Source organism: Photorhabdus cinerea (assembly GCF_011189575.1).
In the GTDB taxonomy this organism is placed as follows: Bacteria; Pseudomonadota; Gammaproteobacteria; order Enterobacterales; family Enterobacteriaceae; genus Photorhabdus; species Photorhabdus cinerea.
In genome coordinates this window covers 360,061-376,172 of record NZ_PUJW01000001.1, presented here as the reverse complement: position 1 = coordinate 376,172, position 16,112 = coordinate 360,061, and the positions used below count along the sequence as shown (strand labels likewise).

13 protein-coding genes are annotated in these 16,112 nt (G+C 45.9%); all 13 read right to left on the bottom strand.

The window, feature by feature from the left end; genetic code table 11:
• Positions 1 to 58: 58 nt before the first annotated feature.
• The 13 genes from lpxC to C5469_RS01685 all read right to left on the bottom strand — a co-directional run bounded on the left by lpxC (position 59) and on the right by C5469_RS01685 (position 16,100).
• Positions 59 to 976: a UDP-3-O-acyl-N-acetylglucosamine deacetylase gene (lpxC, locus tag C5469_RS01745; protein WP_166301419.1), complete on the bottom strand. Its 918-nt coding sequence runs from the start codon at positions 974 to 976 to the stop codon at positions 59 to 61.
• A gap of 98 nt (positions 977 to 1,074) precedes the next feature.
• Entirely contained in the window at positions 1,075 to 2,235 is a 1,161-nt protein-coding gene (ftsZ, locus tag C5469_RS01740; RefSeq protein ID WP_166301416.1) for a cell division protein FtsZ, read from the bottom strand.
• Between the two features lie 63 nt (positions 2,236 to 2,298).
• Positions 2,299 to 3,555 carry a cell division protein FtsA gene (gene ftsA, locus C5469_RS01735; protein WP_166301413.1) on the bottom strand — a complete coding sequence of 419 codons (1,257 nt, stop codon included), beginning with the start codon at positions 3,553 to 3,555 and terminating at the stop codon, positions 2,299 to 2,301.
• Between the two features lie 42 nt (positions 3,556 to 3,597).
• Positions 3,598 to 4,392 (bottom strand): cell division protein FtsQ, encoded by a 795-nt coding sequence (gene ftsQ / locus C5469_RS01730; protein WP_166301410.1) that lies wholly within the window; start codon positions 4,390 to 4,392, stop codon positions 3,598 to 3,600.
• Between the two features lies 1 nt (position 4,393).
• Positions 4,394 to 5,314 carry a D-alanine--D-alanine ligase gene (locus C5469_RS01725; protein ID WP_166301407.1) on the bottom strand — a complete coding sequence of 307 codons (921 nt, stop codon included), beginning with the start codon at positions 5,312 to 5,314 and terminating at the stop codon, positions 4,394 to 4,396.
• Complete coding sequence (gene murC, locus C5469_RS01720; protein WP_166301694.1) at positions 5,307 to 6,782, bottom strand: UDP-N-acetylmuramate--L-alanine ligase; 1,476 nt, start codon at positions 6,780 to 6,782, stop codon at positions 5,307 to 5,309. The genes C5469_RS01725 and murC overlap by 8 nt, the downstream gene beginning before the upstream one ends.
• Positions 6,783 to 6,837: 55 nt before the next feature.
• Positions 6,838 to 7,905: an undecaprenyldiphospho-muramoylpentapeptide beta-N-acetylglucosaminyltransferase gene (murG, locus tag C5469_RS01715; RefSeq protein WP_166301404.1), complete on the bottom strand. Its 1,068-nt coding sequence runs from the start codon at positions 7,903 to 7,905 to the stop codon at positions 6,838 to 6,840.
• Complete coding sequence (ftsW, locus tag C5469_RS01710; RefSeq protein ID WP_166301401.1) at positions 7,902 to 9,095, bottom strand: cell division protein FtsW; 1,194 nt, start codon at positions 9,093 to 9,095, stop codon at positions 7,902 to 7,904. The genes murG and ftsW overlap by 4 nt, the downstream gene beginning before the upstream one ends.
• On the bottom strand, positions 9,095 to 10,405 hold the full coding sequence (gene murD / locus C5469_RS01705; protein WP_166301691.1) for a UDP-N-acetylmuramoyl-L-alanine--D-glutamate ligase: 1,311 nt from the start codon (positions 10,403 to 10,405) through the stop codon (positions 9,095 to 9,097). The genes ftsW and murD overlap by 1 nt, the downstream gene beginning before the upstream one ends.
• Before the next feature lie 2 nt (positions 10,406 to 10,407).
• Positions 10,408 to 11,490, bottom strand: a complete 1,083-nt coding sequence (gene mraY / locus C5469_RS01700; protein ID WP_166301398.1) for a phospho-N-acetylmuramoyl-pentapeptide-transferase — start codon at positions 11,488 to 11,490, stop codon at positions 10,408 to 10,410.
• Positions 11,484 to 12,863, bottom strand: a complete 1,380-nt coding sequence (murF, locus tag C5469_RS01695) for a UDP-N-acetylmuramoyl-tripeptide--D-alanyl-D-alanine ligase (RefSeq protein WP_166301395.1) — start codon at positions 12,861 to 12,863, stop codon at positions 11,484 to 11,486. Before murF ends, mraY begins: the two co-directional genes overlap by 7 nt.
• Positions 12,860 to 14,347 carry a UDP-N-acetylmuramoyl-L-alanyl-D-glutamate--2,6-diaminopimelate ligase gene (murE, locus tag C5469_RS01690; RefSeq protein WP_166301392.1) on the bottom strand — a complete coding sequence of 496 codons (1,488 nt, stop codon included), beginning with the start codon at positions 14,345 to 14,347 and terminating at the stop codon, positions 12,860 to 12,862. The genes murF and murE overlap by 4 nt, the downstream gene beginning before the upstream one ends.
• Positions 14,334 to 16,100 carry a peptidoglycan glycosyltransferase FtsI gene (locus tag C5469_RS01685; RefSeq protein ID WP_166301389.1) on the bottom strand — a complete coding sequence of 589 codons (1,767 nt, stop codon included), beginning with the start codon at positions 16,098 to 16,100 and terminating at the stop codon, positions 14,334 to 14,336. Before C5469_RS01685 ends, murE begins: the two co-directional genes overlap by 14 nt.
• Between the last annotated feature and the right edge of the window lie 12 nt (positions 16,101 to 16,112).

Sequence of the window (16,112 nt, the reverse complement as noted above, 5' to 3'; positions counted from 1 at the left end):
ATCACTGATAACACAACCCACTGATGTATCATTGAGTTATCTCTTGCATACCCAAGAGTTATGCCATTACAGTTGATGGAGCACGAAAAGCCTGCGGCATTTCAGCTTCATCTTCGAAAGTGATCAGTTCCCACGCACTTTCTTGCGCCAAAACTGCCTGCAACAGTTTATTGTTCAATGCATGACCAGATTTGAACGCAGTAAACGCGCCAATGATGTTATAGCCACACATAAATAAATCACCGATTGCATCTAGCATTTTATGGCGAACAAATTCGTCTTCAAAACGCAAACCATCTTCATTAAGCACACGATAGTCATCAACAACGATCGCACAATCAAAACTACCGCCTAAACACAAGCCTTTAGATTGTAAGTACTCAATATCACGCATAAAGCCGAAGGTACGTGCACGACTGATTTGACGAACAAACGCATCTGCTGAAAAATCTAGGCAGTAACGTTGAGAACTTGAATCAATCGCAGGATGATTGAAATCAATAGTGAAATCCAGACTGAAACCATTATAAGGTGTCATCTCTGCCCACTTATCGCCATCTCCCACACGAACAGCTTCTTTAATACGCAGGAATTTTTTAGATGTGTTCAATTCTTCAATACCAGCATCCAGCAGCAAAAAGACAAACGGGCTGGCACTACCATCCATAATAGGAATTTCTGGTGCATCAACTTCGATAACAATATTATCGATACCCAACCCTGCAAGTGCTGCGTTCAGGTGCTCAACTGTTGAAATTCGCACATCATGCTCATTCACCAGGCAAGTACAGAGCATAGTATCACGCACAGATTTTGCATCTGCCGGAAAATCAACCGGTGGATTCAAGTCAGTGCGACGATAGATGACCCCGGTATTAGCCGGTGCTGGGCGCATTGTCAGCGTGACTTTCTTACCGGTGTGCAAACCGACGCCAGTCGCCTGAACAATACGTTTAAGTGTCCTTTGTTTGATCATCGTTTTATCTCGCAATGTTATCCATCCTGCCAACCACTATACACTATGGTTGGCGGGGAAGTTTAGCACAAAAAGCGGAGAATCCAATCTTTTAGCTATTAATCGGCCTGTTTACGTAAAAATGCAGGAATATCCAGATAATCTGGTTCCTTGTTTGTTTGTGCGTTTTGGTCATTCACCACTTTTGCCGCGGGTTTATTCTCTTCAGACAATGAGGACATACCACCAGACATCTGCTGATGACGGTGCTCCATTGCACTTGATTGAGATACCTTGTTGGTGACTAGCGTAATTTCAGGACGCTTATCCATGCCAATACCGGTAGCAACCACAGTCACACGCAACTCATCATTCATGTCTGGGTCCAGAGAAGTACCGATAACGACAGTTGCATTATCAGACGCGAATGCCCGAATAGTGTTACCCACGGTTTCGAACTCATCCAAACGCAGATCAAAGCCAGCAGTAATGTTAACCAAAACACCACGAGCACCAGACAAATCGATATCTTCTAGTAACGGGCTGGAAATTGCCATTTCAGCGGCCTCTTCTGCACGATCTTCACCCTGAGCAATACCAGAACCCATCATCGCGTAGCCCATTTCGGACATCACGGTGCGCACGTCAGCAAAGTCAACATTCATCAAGCCTGGACGCGTTATCAGTTCGGCAATACCCTGAACTGCACCTTTCAAGACGTCATTAGCTGCACCAAAAGCATCCAGTAGTGAAATACCACGGCCAAGAACTTTCAACAATTTGTCGTTAGGGATAGTAATCAATGAATCCACATGTTTGGACAGTTCAGTGATCCCCTGTTCAGCAAATGCCATACGTTTCTTACCTTCAAAATTAAAAGGTTTAGTCACGACGGCAACTGTCAAAATCCCAAGTTCTTTCGCGATTTCAGCGACCACAGGTGCTGCACCAGTACCGGTACCGCCGCCCATACCGGCAGCGATAAATACCATATCTGCACCATCAAGAGCAGTACGCAACGACTCACGATCTTCTTGTGCAGCAGTACGGCCAACTTCTGGGTTTGCACCAGCCCCCAAGCCTTTAGTAATACCATTACCAATCTGAATAGTCTGGCCGACAGCAGTTTTACGCAATGCCTGAGCATCCGTATTTACTGCGAAGAATTCAACACCTTCGATGCGCTCGCGCACCATGTGCTCAACAGCATTACCGCCGCCACCGCCGACGCCGATGACTTTAATCACCGCGTCATTGGTTAATTCTATTGGTTCAAACATAGTTTCTCTCCGCTTTGTGCCTTTATATCGAGACCAAAAAACAGATGTAGTCTCTGTATAAAATTAAAACTCTTTTTTCAGCCAGCTACTGACTTTCTTAAACCAGCGACTCACTGAAACATGTTTTTCAATATCCGCATCACCATTAAGGTGAGAGGCTTTTCCGTAATGCAACAACCCTACTGCTGTTGAATAATAGGGTTCCTGCGCATAGTCCGTCAGGCCAGTAATATTAAGAGGTTGACCAATACGCACCTGAGCGTGGAATACACGCTGGGCACATTCAGCCAAACCATCAATCTGGGCACCACCACCGGTTAAGACAATACCCGCAGCCAAATGGTGTTTAACACCTTGCTGACGTAACTGTTCCTGCAATCGCAGGATTTCATCATTCACTAAATTCAGTAATTCGATGTAACGTGGCTCAATCACTTCAGCCAGCGTTTGGCGCTGTAAGCTACGTGGTGGGCGCCCACCGACACTCGGTACCTCCACACTTTCATCCTTGCTAACCAACGAACCCAGCGCACAACCGTGACGTACTTTTATCGCTTCGGCATCGCTTGGTGGCGTACCAAAGGCATAAGCAATATCGCTGGTAACGACGTTCCCAGCGTAAGGGATTACTTTGGTATGACGTAGCGCTCCGCCGGTATACACCGCGATATCCATCGTCCCACCGCCAATATCTACCACACAAACACCTAGTTCACGCTCATCCTCAGTCAAAACTGCATAGCTGGCAGCCAAACCGGAAAAAATAAGCTGATCGACTTTCAAACCACAACGCTCAACGGCTTTTGCAATATTTTTCGCCATATCGTTATGGCAGGTAATCAGATGAACTTTCGCCTGCATACGCACTCCGGAAAGCCCTACCGGATTTTTGATGCCTTCCTGGTAATCGATCGCATACTCTTGAGGAATAACATGGAGTATTCGGTATTCATCGCGTACACGAACCGATTTGGCAGTATGAACGACATTGTCTACATCTTCCTGGGTGACTTCCTCTTCAGAAATGGGAACCATCCCAATTTCATTCTGACAACTGATATGTTTTCCAGATAACGCCAGATAAACAGAAGAAATTTGACAATCCGCCATCAATTCAGCCTGATCGATAGCCCGCTGTACACATTTAACAACCGACTCCAGATCGTTTACACCACCTTTATCCATGCCGCGGGATGGACAGCTTCCCACCCCGATAATATTAACCATACCATCGGGCAGAATTTCACCAACAAGGGCAGATACCTTTGCTGTGCCAATCTCAAGGCCAACTACTAATTTTCTGTCCGTCGATTTGATCATTGTTATTCTGCCTGCCTCTATATTATTGCCAGTAACTGTTTATTACCCATTGACCGGAGCACCAATTAGTAAAGGAGCCCAACCTACCGCAGCACCACTGTCATAACGTAAATCCACGTAATCCACTCTTTTCTCTGTGTTCTGCTGTAATAGTGGATAAAGCTCGATAAAACGTTTAATACGACCTGTTGTATTCATTCTTCCCAGCTTTAATCGGATATCATTATCCAGTGTCAGTTGCCATGAACGACGCGCAGTCATTGCCGCAGCTTTTAATTTCAATTTATTGGCAGCGAGAAGTTTAGCCATTGCCCGGTAGCTATCAAGCACCTCTTTCTCACTACCTTGTGGGCCATAAAGCATCGGGTAATGACCTTTAGCTTCCCATTCAACCGGTATACTGAACACCAGCCCTTCTGCATCCAGCATTTGTGTATCATTCCAACGCACATAAGGAACATATTCTACCAGATGAATTCTCAGCTCATCAGGCCACTGTTTACGGACAGTGACTTGCCTTATCCATGGCATTCGTTCAATCTGTTGCTGAATGATATTCACATCCTGCGTCATGAAAGTTCCCGGCTGCCCTAATGACAAAATTGCCTGCCGAATATCATCGTTGGTGGTGTAATGACGCTCACCCGTTACCACCAGCTTTGAAATAGGCAATCTGTTAGCATCTTTCATCCAGTTAAGAACTGCCCAACCACCCCAAATAATGGTCCCAAGTACCATCAGGAAGAAGATAAGTCCTGCCAGATAAGAGCCATTACTAGGGCGGGAACGACTATTTTCACTATCCCGCCCCTTTACTTTCAGGGCCGCCTGAGACATATCAATCAGCCAACTCCAAAATCTTTACTACCAATTGTGAAAAATTTAACCCTGCTTGACGTGCTGCCATTGGTACCAAGCTATGGTTGGTCATCCCAGGAGATGTATTCACTTCTAACAGATAGAAACCACCATCAGTGTCCATCATGACATCTACCCGCCCCCAGCCACTGCATCCAACCGATTTGTAGGCTTTTAGTGCTAGTTCTGCCAGTTGTTGCTCTTTTTCATCACTTAAGCCACTCGGACAAAAGTACTTCGTTTCCTCAGACCAATATTTTGCATCATAGTCATAAAAAACAGCAGCGGGCTGAATACGGATAGAAGGTAAAGCCGTATCATCAAGAATAGCTACAGTGTATTCTGGGCCGTACAACCATTTTTCTACCAGCAAGTCAGCGTCATAACGAAATGCCATTTCCAGTGCGTCACGCAACTCTGAAATCTCATTAACCTTAGTCATACCCACACTGGAACCTTCCAGACTTGGCTTAACAATTAATGGCAAACCTAAATCTGTTACATATTCTTGGAGTTGCGAATCAGTAAATTGTTCAAACTGCTGAAAATTAATTGCAACATATGGCGAGACAGTTAATCCTATCCCTTGCCATAACTGCTTTGTACGCAATTTATCCATCGATAATGCAGAAGCCATCACACCACTTCCGGTATAAGGCAGCTGCAAAAATTCTAATACGCCTTGCAAAGTACCATCTTCCCCACCACGACCATGAAGAGCGATAAAGACTTTCTCAAATCCTGCCTCTTTAAGTTGCGTTACAGGAAAATCTTTTGTATCAACTGGATGAACATCAATACCTGCTTCTTTCAATCCAGCTAGCACGGCATGTCCCGATAACAGTGAAACTTCACGCTCAGCAGAAGTTCCTCCCAACAATACCGCGACTTTCTCAGCCATGGTGTTTTTCCTCATTCAAAGATGGCTGTAATTTGGTTTCAGCCAGATTGCGCGCTATTTTGCCTATATTCCCGGCCCCTTGAACCAAAACTAAATCATTACCGTCTAGTACCTGTGCCAACACAGCGGCCACTTTTTCTGGCTCAGATACCAGAATCGGATCTAACTTACCGCGGCTACGAATAGTACGGCACAACGAACGGCTATCCGCCCCCGGAATAACCGCTTCGCCAGCAGAGTAAACGTCCAGCATTAGCAATACATCTACCTGATTCAATACATTGGCAAAATCATCGTACAGATCACGCGTCCGAGTATAACGATGAGGCTGAAATATCATCACAATACGCTTATCCGGCCAGCCAGCACGAGCGGCTTTAATGGTTGCATCCACTTCCGTTGGATGATGACCATAATCATCAACCAACATTGCACTACCACTTTTGCGGTTAATATGTTCCAGAGAAAAATTCCCTAGAAAATCAAAACGGCGTCCGGTTCCCTGAAAACCGGCTAACGCAGCCAGAATATCACTGCCAGAAATACCTTCTTCGGTTGCAACAGCAATTGCCGCCGCCGCATTTAGCGCATTATGGCGACCCGGTGCATTCAATACGACTTTCAAATCAACCATATCTTGGCGACTAACAGTAAAATACCCTTGAGCACCTTTTTGCTCATAATGGGTGATACGTACATCTGCTTCCTCACTGAAGCCATAAGTCGTGATATAGCGTCCCACACGAGGGATTAACTCTTTGACGACTGGATCATCAATGCACATGACTGCACGCCCATAGAAAGGTAAGTTGTGCAGGAAGCTGATAAATGTCTGTTTCAGTTTTTCGAAGTCACCATGATAGGTATCCATATGGTCTGCTTCGATATTAGTAACTACTGCCACCATGGGCTGCAAATGCAGGAAAGAAGCATCGCTTTCGTCGGCTTCCGCAATTAAATAGCGGCTACTACCAAGACGGGCATGTGTTCCTGCTGCTTTGACTAAACCACCATTAACAAACGTTGGGTCTAAACCAGCCTGTGCATAAATACTGGAAATCATCGCCGTGGTAGTTGTTTTGCCATGAGTACCAGCAATAGCAATACCATGACGGTAACGCATCAGTTCTGCCAACATTTCTGCTCTGCGAATGACCGGAATCCGAGCTTCACGAGCAGCAATAATTTCTGGGTTATCTGCTAAGATTGCAGTTGAAGCCACAACAACACTAGCATCCAGTACATTTTCAGGACGATGGTTAAAATAAATCTGAGCACCTAACTTAGTTAGTTGCCGAGTTACCGGATTTGGCGCCAAATCAGATCCGCTAATCTGATAACCTTCATTGGCCAACACTTCGGCGATCCCCCCCATACCAGCACCACCAATGCCGACAAAGTGGATATGCCTGACTTTTCTCATTTCAGGCACGAAAGCTCTTAATTTCGCCAGTTGTTGTGTATTCACGTTTTCTTCTTCACTGTATATGTTTACTTCACCACCCTTTTTCAGGTGGTCTGAATCATTTTTTGGCTGCATCGATTAATGCCGCCGATACTTGCTCAGTTGCATCAGTAATTGCTGCTGAACGGGCTTTTTTTGCCATTTCCAACAATTGTGGGCGTTGCCACTGAGTTAATAATTCCACCACTGCATCAACCGTAAGTTGTGGTTGTTCCAGTATTTTTGCTGCACCAGCTCTTTCCAGTGGCAGCGCATTCCAGTATTGCTGACGATCTTTATGCTGAAATGGTACAAAAATCCCAGGTAATCCAGCTGCTGCCACTTCGCTGACTGTCAACGCACCAGAACGACAAACCACTACATCAGCCCAGGCATAAGCTTGCGCCATATTGTCAATAAATTCAGTAACCTTATGTTCACATTTAACGGAATTATTATAGGCATCCTGAACACTTTCTTTAACCCCTTTGCCAGTCTGATGCCAAAGGGTAATTTTATCACCCATACGGGCTGCAACTTCGGGCATTATCTGGTTGAGAACTCTCGCGCCCTGACTACCACCAATAACCAGAACCCGAACCGGGCCTTCACGCCCTGCCAAACGCTGCTCAGGTGTGGGTAATGTCAGCACATCTTCACGAACAGGGTTCCCAACAATAGGCGCTTTTGGGAATGCGCCGGGGAATGCCTGTAAAACAGTTGTAGCGATTTTTGCCAGCCAACGGTTTGTCAGCCCGGCAATACCATTCTGCTCATGCAAGACAACCGGAATACCACACATCCACGCAGCAATACCACCGGGGCCAGAAACATACCCCCCCATTCCGAGCACTACGTCTGGCTGATAGCGGCGCATAATCGCTTTTGCCTGACGAATTGCTTTGAAAATTCGTGCTGGCGCCGTTAGCAGTGCTTTAATTCCCTTACCTCTCAAGCCAGAAATCTGAACAAATTCAATTTCAATACCATGTTTCGGCACTAAATCTGCTTCCATACGATCCGCTGTTCCCAGCCAACGAACTTCCCAGCCTTGGTTTTTTAAGTGATGAGCTACAGCTAAGCCTGGGAAGACATGTCCTCCGGTTCCACCAGCCATCACCATCAAACGCCGGGTCTTACCACTCATCGAGAACTCCTTACAAACGCCTGTGCTTTTGCCAAACGTGTTTCAAAATCAATTCTTAATAGCAATACGATAGCGGTCGACATAATCAACAAACTTGAACCCCCATAACTAATCAGAGGTAAAGTCAGACCTTTGGTCGGTAACATGCCTGCGGCAGCCCCGACGTTAACCAGGGTTTGAAAACTGAACCAGATACCAATTGAACAAGCCAAAAAACCAGAAAAACGCTGATCCATCTGCAACGCACGACGACCTATGGTCATCGCACGAAAAGCGACGAAGAATATCATTAACAACGCCAAAACCACACCTACGTAACCCAATTCTTCTGCCAAAACAGAGAAAATAAAGTCAGTATGCGCTTCGGGTAGATATGCCAGCTTCAGTACTGAATTTCCCAATCCTTGCCCCAAAAACTCCCCACGACCAAAAGCCATCAAAGATTGTGTTAATTGATAACCTTTGCCATACGGATCTTCCCAAGGGTCCAGAAAAGAAGTTACACGGCGTATACGATAGGGCTCAGCAATAATTAATAGAGCTACTGCAAATATCCCCGAACCAATAATTGCCAGAAACTGCCACAATTTTGCTCCCGCTAGAAATAACATAGCCAATGTTGTTACAAACAGCACTACCACAGTTCCCAGGTCAGGCTGAGCTAAAAGTAATACAGCCAACACCACCATGACGCCCATTGGCTTACAGAATCCCCAGAAGTTATTCCGTACTTCTTCCACTTTACGCACCAGATAACTGGCGAGATAACAAAATAGAGAAAGTTTGGATAACTCAGCTGGCTGAATTCTCAAAGGTCCAAGCGCAATCCAACGCGAGGCACCATTTACCGAGCTTCCTACCGCCAATACAACCAGTAGTAGAATAACAGAGACAAGCAACATCAGGTTGCTATAGCGCTGCCATAAATCCATTGGAATACGTAGTGTTATTAATGACAATCCGAAAGCTAGCAACAGATAAATCGCATCACGTTTAGCAAACAGAAATGGATCTTCTGCAAGACGCTGCCCAACCGGCATTGACGCCGAAGCCACCATAACAAAGCCGATAATACCTAATCCGAGTGTCAGCCAAATCAAGGTGCGATCATACAACACCATATTAGTAGCATCGGTTTCACGGCCACCAATAATCCAGTCTTTTAATCTACTGAACCCGGAAATAGACATCAGCCTAACTCCTCAGCCAGACGAGCAAACTCATGACCACGCTGTTCAAAATTACGAAACTGATCAAGGCTGGCACAAGCAGGAGATAACAGCACCATGTCGCCGGCAACCAATCGCGGCGCAATATCACGCATCGCCTGTTCCATAGTTTCAGTCAATATAGCTATTTCCGGGCGTAGTTGCGCCAACCGTTTACCATCACGACCAAAACAGTAAAGCCGGATTTTATTTCTGCTAAGGAAAGGTTTGAGCGGAGAAAAGTCTGCTGATTTACCCTCACCACCCAACAGCAAATAAAGCATGCCATTCAGCTCCAAGCCATTAAGAGCCGCTTCCGTACTACCAACATTGGTTGCTTTAGAGTCGTTAATCCAGCGTATCCCCTTGTTCAGATGAACAAGCTGGAAACGATGCTCAAGCCCTGGGTAAACCGCCAATGCTGCCAGGCTGGCTTTACGGGGAATACCAACTGCATCAACTAACGCCAGTGCAGCCAACCCATTAACGTAGTTATGCCACCCTGTCAGTTTGATTTCATTTGTCGCTAACAGTGATTCATTGTGAACTTTCAAAAACGCATTTTTACTGTCAAGTTGGTAGTCACCACAATCGACACCAAAACTAATACAACGACTATCGGTACCAGTTTCCGGCAATGTTAAAGAGTCCTGAGCATTAACAATGCATGTCTTCGCCTGATGATAAACCCTCAATTTAACTGCCCGATACTGAGACAAGCCTTGAGGATAACGATCCATATGATCTTCAGTTACATTCAGCACAGTTGCCGCTGCTGCCTTGAGACTATATGTAGTTTCCAACTGGAAACTGGAAAGTTCCAAAACATAAAGCTGACAAGATTGTTTCAATAGTTCTAACGCAGGAAGACCGATATTACCGCCGACACCCACTTGCCAATCAGCCGCTTTCGCCATTTCTCCGACAAGACTAGTCACGGTACTTTTACCATTAGAACCGGTGATTGCGATTATCGGGGCTGTTGCTTCACGGCAAAATAACTCGATATCGCCAACAATTTCTATGCCAGCATTAGCCGCAGCCAGTAATTCGGCTGTTGCCAGAGCAACACCTGGGCTTACAACAATCAAGTCAGCATCCATCAACCATTTGGCATTCAGGCTACCACTATGACATTCAACCTCATCAGGCAATTTACTCCTGCCAGGTGGCATTGCACGGGTATCGATCACGCGAGGAATAACACCCCGCGCCATAAAAAAGTCAACACAGGAGAGGCCCGTTAGCCCTAACCCAATAATGATGACTTTTTTACCCACATAATCCGCCATGATTAACGTACCTTCAATGTTGCCAAGCCAATCAGCACTAACATTAGAGAAATAATCCAAAAACGCACGATAACGCGCGGTTCTGGCCAACCTTTCAATTCATAATGGTGGTGAATAGGTGCCATACGGAAAATACGCTGTCCTCGCAGTTTAAAAGAACCTACCTGCAAGATAACTGACAAGGTTTCCACCACGAATACGCCGCCCATAATCACCAGTAGAAACTCCTGACGCAGCAATACAGCAATGGTCCCAAGCGCACCACCTAATGCCAAAGAACCAACATCTCCCATAAAAACCTGAGCCGGATAAGTGTTGAACCACAGGAAACCTAATCCAGCACCAACAATTGCAGTACAGACAATGACCAATTCACCAGCATGATTCAAATAAGGAATATGCAAGTAATTGGCAAAATTGACATTACCTGTTGCCCATGCAACCAGTGCAAAACCAGCCGCAACAAAAACCGTCGGCATAATTGCCAAACCATCCAACCCGTCAGTTAGATTCACTGCGTTGCTGGTTCCGACAATCACAAAATAAGACAACAGGATGTAAAGCACACCCAGTTGCGGCATCACATCTTTAAAGAATGGCATGACCAATTGTGTTGCCTGGGTATCTTTACCGACACTATACATCGCGAATGCTACGCCCAATGCCAAGACTGACTGCCAGAAATACTTCCAACGAGCAATCAACCCCTTAGTATCTTTACGCACGACTTTACGGTAATCATCCACGAAACCAACAATGCCGTAACCAATCAGGACAATCAGCACGCACCAGACATATGGGTTATTCAAACGCACCCACAACAGTACCGAAATTGTGATTGAGAACAGGATCAGCAAACCGCCCATGGTCGGCGTGCCACGTTTACTGAAATGAGATTCTGGCCCATCATTGCGAACAACCTGCCCAATTTGCAATTTTTGCAGGAAGGCTATCATGCGCGGCCCCATCCATAACGCAATAGCCAATGCAGTCAGCAGGCTGACGATAGCCCTAAACGTCAGATAAGAAAAGACGTTAAAGCCAGTGTGATACTTGACCAAATATTCGGCCAGCCAAACTAACATGTGAAGCTCCCCTGTAATGCGCTCACGACATCTTCCATCGTAGTACTGCGCGAACCTTTAACTAAAACTGAAATGACTTTGTGTTGCTGTAATAGTGGAATCAATGCTGCAACCAACGCAGTTTTGTCCACAAAATGCTGACCACAACCACTCGCTTCGCTAATGTACATACTTGAAGTGCCCACACTGAATACTTTGTCGATACCATTAACAGCTGCGGCTTCACCCACTTGACGATGGTAATTCTCTGCCTGTTCACCCAACGCCCCCATATCGCCAACGACCATGACTCGATACCCAGGCATCTGTGATAACACCTGAGCCGCAACAGTCATCGAACCGACATTAGCGTTATAAGTATCATCAAGCAGCAATTTTCCTTCCGCCAAATTGATTGGAAATAACCGGCCCGGAACAGCCTTCAATCCAGACAATCCAACACAGATATCTTTTAGCTCTGCACCAACAGAAATTGCCAACGCACTGGCAGCTAAGGCATTGGCAACATTGTGTTTCCCAGGTAATGGCAAAATGATTTCTGTGCTGCCGATGGGGGTATGCAAATGAAAATGAGTGGTCAGTTGCTTAACCTGAACATTTGTAGCATAAAAATCAGCATCCGATGCCTGTTGCATGGAAAAACGCCATACAGTTTTGTTGCCAGTAATCTGTTGCCAATTCGCCCAATCATTGCTTTCCACATTGATAATGGCAGTACCTCCTGCTGGAAGACCAGAGAAAATCTCTCCCTTGGCTTTTGCAATACCAGCCAGAGAACCAAAATCTTCTAAGTGTGCAGTGGATAAATTATTGACCAGAGCTGTTTCTGGTCGGGTCATTTCTGTGGTATAGGCAATCTCACCAATATGGCTTGCACCCAATTCAATCACGGCAAACTCATGCTGTTTTGTCAACCTGAACAATGTCAACGGTACACCAATCTCATTATTCAGATTGCCCGCAGTATAAAGCGTGTTACCACACTGACGCAAAATCGCTGCGGTCATCTCTTTCACCGATGTTTTGCCGGAAGACCCCGTTAGCGCAACAACTTGAGCTTTACTCTGCTGGCGAACCCAGCCAGCTAATTTCCCCATTGCTAAACGGGTATCTTTGACCACGACCTGAGGACAATTAACCGCTAATACACGGCTCACCAGCAAAGCACCGGCACCCGCTTTTACTACATCATCAAAAAAATCATGGGCATCAAAACGTTCACCTTTCAATGCAATAAACAGACTACCATTTTCAACCTTACGGCTATCAGTAGTGACATCACGGATATAGATATCTACTGCCTGCCGCTCAGTCACCTGATTTAGTACCCCGTCAGTAACTTGTGCCAACTGTTGCAAGGTAAGGGAAATCATGCAATTACCCCCAGTAACCGTGCAACGGTCAAGCGGTCTGAATAATCCAAACGACGATGGCCTACCAACTGATAATCTTCATGGCCTTTACCCGCCACTAATACAACATCATCTTCTTTTGCCTGCATAATGGCACTGGTCACCGCTTCAACACGACCATGAATCGCCATTACTCGCCCCGGATCAATAAAACCAGTCAAAATGTCAGCAACAATTGCCTGTGGCTCTTCACTTCTCGGGTTATCATCGGTAACAATCACATAGTCGGCCCACTGTTCTGCCACACTTCCCATTAAAGAACGTTTGCCTTTATCACGATCACCACCACAACCAAAAACACACCAAAGTTTGCCTTTACAATGCAGACGTGCAGCCGACAAAGCTTTCTCTAGTGCATCAGGTGTGTGAGCATAATCAACAACGACCGCTGGCTTATTCGGTGCAATAAACACTTCCATTCTCCCGCAAACAGGTTCAAGGCAGGAAGCAGTTTCAAGCAGTTTTTCCAATGGATAATCCAGCGCTAATAAGGTAGAAAGTGCTAACAGCAGGTTGCTGACGTTGAATGCTCCCATCAGGGGGCTGTCAATTGTACCGCCTCCCCAACTGGACTCAAAAGTAATCGATACACCTTTATCGTAATATTTTATTTCACAGGCCGACAACCAACGCCCTTGCCAATCTTCTGGCACGCGGTTTTCCATCGTCACAGCCACCGCTTGCGGTAAACGGGATAACCATTTCAGACCAGTATCATCGTCAGCATTAATGATTTGTTGTTTCACATTGTGAGAGGAAAACAGTAGCCACTTAGCGGCTTCATAGTGTTCCATATCACCATGGTAATCAAGATGATCACGGCTCAGATTGGTAAATACCACCGCCTCAAATGGTAATGCGGCCACACGCCCCTGCACCAGTCCATGGGAAGAGACTTCCATTGCTGTAAAAGTAGCCCCTTGTTGAACAAGTTGTTGTAAATCCAGTTGGATATCAACAGCTGAGCCGGTGGTGTTTTCACTTGGCGCCACATGCCCCAATAAACCATTACCTACTGTTCCCATCACTGCGCTGGTTTCACCCAATCCGAAAGCCCACTGTGCAAGTAATTGGGTCGTAGTCGTTTTACCGTTGGTTCCGGTCACACCAATCAGGTGTAATTTATCACCAGGGTGGTGATAAAACTGACCGGCTAACTGTGACAACTTATTATTCAAATCGCTCACATAAACAACCGGAACACCATGTGTAACCTGCACAGTCCCGTTATCGGCCTCGCCTTGGGCTTCTGCAATAACCGCCGCGACTCCTTGCGCGATGGCCTGAGGAATGTAGTGTCGACCATCTGCCTGATGCCCTTTAATAGCAACAAACAAATCTCCGGCAGCCGATTTACGGCTGTCCAATGTCATTTCGCGTAATGCACGCTCTGGGGCATCAATACCCAATGGAGCGAGTAAACCGCGTAGATTACGATCTGCCACCTGTATCCTCTTTCTTATTAATCACAAATTCGTTTTTATCACCTGCTGCCAAAGCATCCGGCTCCACATTCATGATGCGCAGAACACCCCCCATAATGGTGCCAAATACCGGCGCAGAAATCGCACCACCGTAATACTTACCTGCTAGTGGATCATTAATGACTACAATCAGTGCAAATCTTGGATTACTTGCTGGAGCAATGCCTGCGGTGTAAGCGATATACCGATTAATATATTTGCCATCCGGCCCAAGTTTCTTGGCTGTGCCAGTTTTGATGGCAATTCGATAACCTTTTATCGCGGCCGATGTTCCAGCACCACCGGGCAAAGCCACACTTTCCATCATATGAACCACCGTGCGCATAATGGGCTCAGGAAATACTCTTGAGCCTGGCACGGGTGGATCAACTTTGGTAATCGACAGGGGGCGATAAACGCCCATGCTGCCAATCGTTGCATAGACCCGCGCTAACTGTAACGGTGTTACCATCAGCCCGTAGCCGTAAGAAAAGGTGGCTCTATCAAGATCTGACCACCGTTGTTTTTTTATTGGATATAAGCCACTGCTTTCTCCAACCAACCCCAGATTGGTCGGTTTCCCCAACCCAAAGCGTGAATAAACATCCACTAACTCTGTAGCAGGCATCGCTAACGCCAGCTTAGAAACACCGACATTACTCGATTTCTGTAAGATACCAGTGATAGATAATTCTGAATAACGGCCCACATCCCTGATTTCCTTACCGCTGATCCTATAAGGTACTGTATTAATAACGGTATTTTCTTTAACAATACCATCATTCAGCGCAGCCATGACCACCATAGGTTTCACTGTGGAAGCCGGCTCGAAAATATCAGTAATAGCACGGTTACGCATCGCTTCTTTTGACGTATTGATGCGATTATTTGGGTTATAAGATGGACTATTTGCCATCGCTAGCACTTCACCAGTATTAACATCTACCAGTACGGCTGTACCGGATTCTGCTTTATTAAAAGCCACCGCATTGGTCAGTTCACGGTAAACTAGTGACTGCAAGCGTTCATCAATACTCAATACCAAATTGTGTGCAGCCAGACTATCAACAGATGAAATATCTTCGATGACACGACCAAAGCGGTCTTTACGTACAATCCGTTCACCCGGCTGACCAGTCAGCCAGCGATCAAAACTTTTTTCTACGCCTTCAATACCCTGACCATCAACGTTGGTCACACCAATAATATGGGCGGTTACCTGACCTGACGGGTAATAACGCCGAGATTCCTGACGCAAATAAATTCCCGGCAATTTCAGTTTATGAATATAATCGCCAACCGATGGATTAACCTGACGCGCCAGATAAACAAAACGACCTTTGGGATTAGCACTGATTTTGCTAGTAAGTTGCTCAACAGGCAGATTAATGGCATCAGACAAAGCTTTCCAGCGGGTATCATCAGTCATCCCCCCTTTTTCAAATACCTCTTTCGGATCTGCCCATACAGCATTAACCGGAACACTGACAGCCAAAGGTCGCCCCATGCGGTCGCTGATCATACCGCGGGCGGTAGGAACTGACTGTACGCGCAAAGAACGTAAATCCCCTTCTTTAACCAATTGATCCGGATTGATAACTTGCAGGTAAGTCACTCTCAATAGCAAGCCAACTAAAGCAAGGGCAATTCCCCCGCATAACAAGGCAAAACGCCAGCTGACAAAGCTGGCTTTATCTTCTTGCCGTTTTGACTTCGCAGGGCGTGCCACTTTCATCGCTTACCTTAT

Excerpts from the sequence above, each read along its gene's own strand:
- lpxC (WP_166301419.1), bottom strand. The coding sequence starts at position 976 with ATGATCAAACAAAGGACACTTAAACGTATTGTTCAGGCGACTGGCGTC.
- ftsZ (WP_166301416.1), bottom strand. The coding sequence starts at position 2,235 with ATGTTTGAACCAATAGAATTAACCAATGACGCGGTGATTAAAGTCATC.
- ftsA (WP_166301413.1), bottom strand. The coding sequence starts at position 3,555 with ATGATCAAATCGACGGACAGAAAATTAGTAGTTGGCCTTGAGATTGGC.
- ftsQ (WP_166301410.1), bottom strand. The coding sequence starts at position 4,392 with ATGTCTCAGGCGGCCCTGAAAGTAAAGGGGCGGGATAGTGAAAATAGT.
- C5469_RS01725 (WP_166301407.1), bottom strand. The coding sequence starts at position 5,314 with ATGGCTGAGAAAGTCGCGGTATTGTTGGGAGGAACTTCTGCTGAGCGT.
- murG (WP_166301404.1), bottom strand. The coding sequence starts at position 7,905 with ATGAGTGGTAAGACCCGGCGTTTGATGGTGATGGCTGGTGGAACCGGA.
- ftsW (WP_166301401.1), bottom strand. The coding sequence starts at position 9,095 with ATGTCTATTTCCGGGTTCAGTAGATTAAAAGACTGGATTATTGGTGGC.
- murD (WP_166301691.1), bottom strand. The coding sequence starts at position 10,405 with ATGGCGGATTATGTGGGTAAAAAAGTCATCATTATTGGGTTAGGGCTA.
- mraY (WP_166301398.1), bottom strand. The coding sequence starts at position 11,490 with ATGTTAGTTTGGCTGGCCGAATATTTGGTCAAGTATCACACTGGCTTT.
- murF (WP_166301395.1), bottom strand. The coding sequence starts at position 12,863 with ATGATTTCCCTTACCTTGCAACAGTTGGCACAAGTTACTGACGGGGTA.
- C5469_RS01685 (WP_166301389.1), bottom strand. The coding sequence starts at position 16,100 with ATGAAAGTGGCACGCCCTGCGAAGTCAAAACGGCAAGAAGATAAAGCC.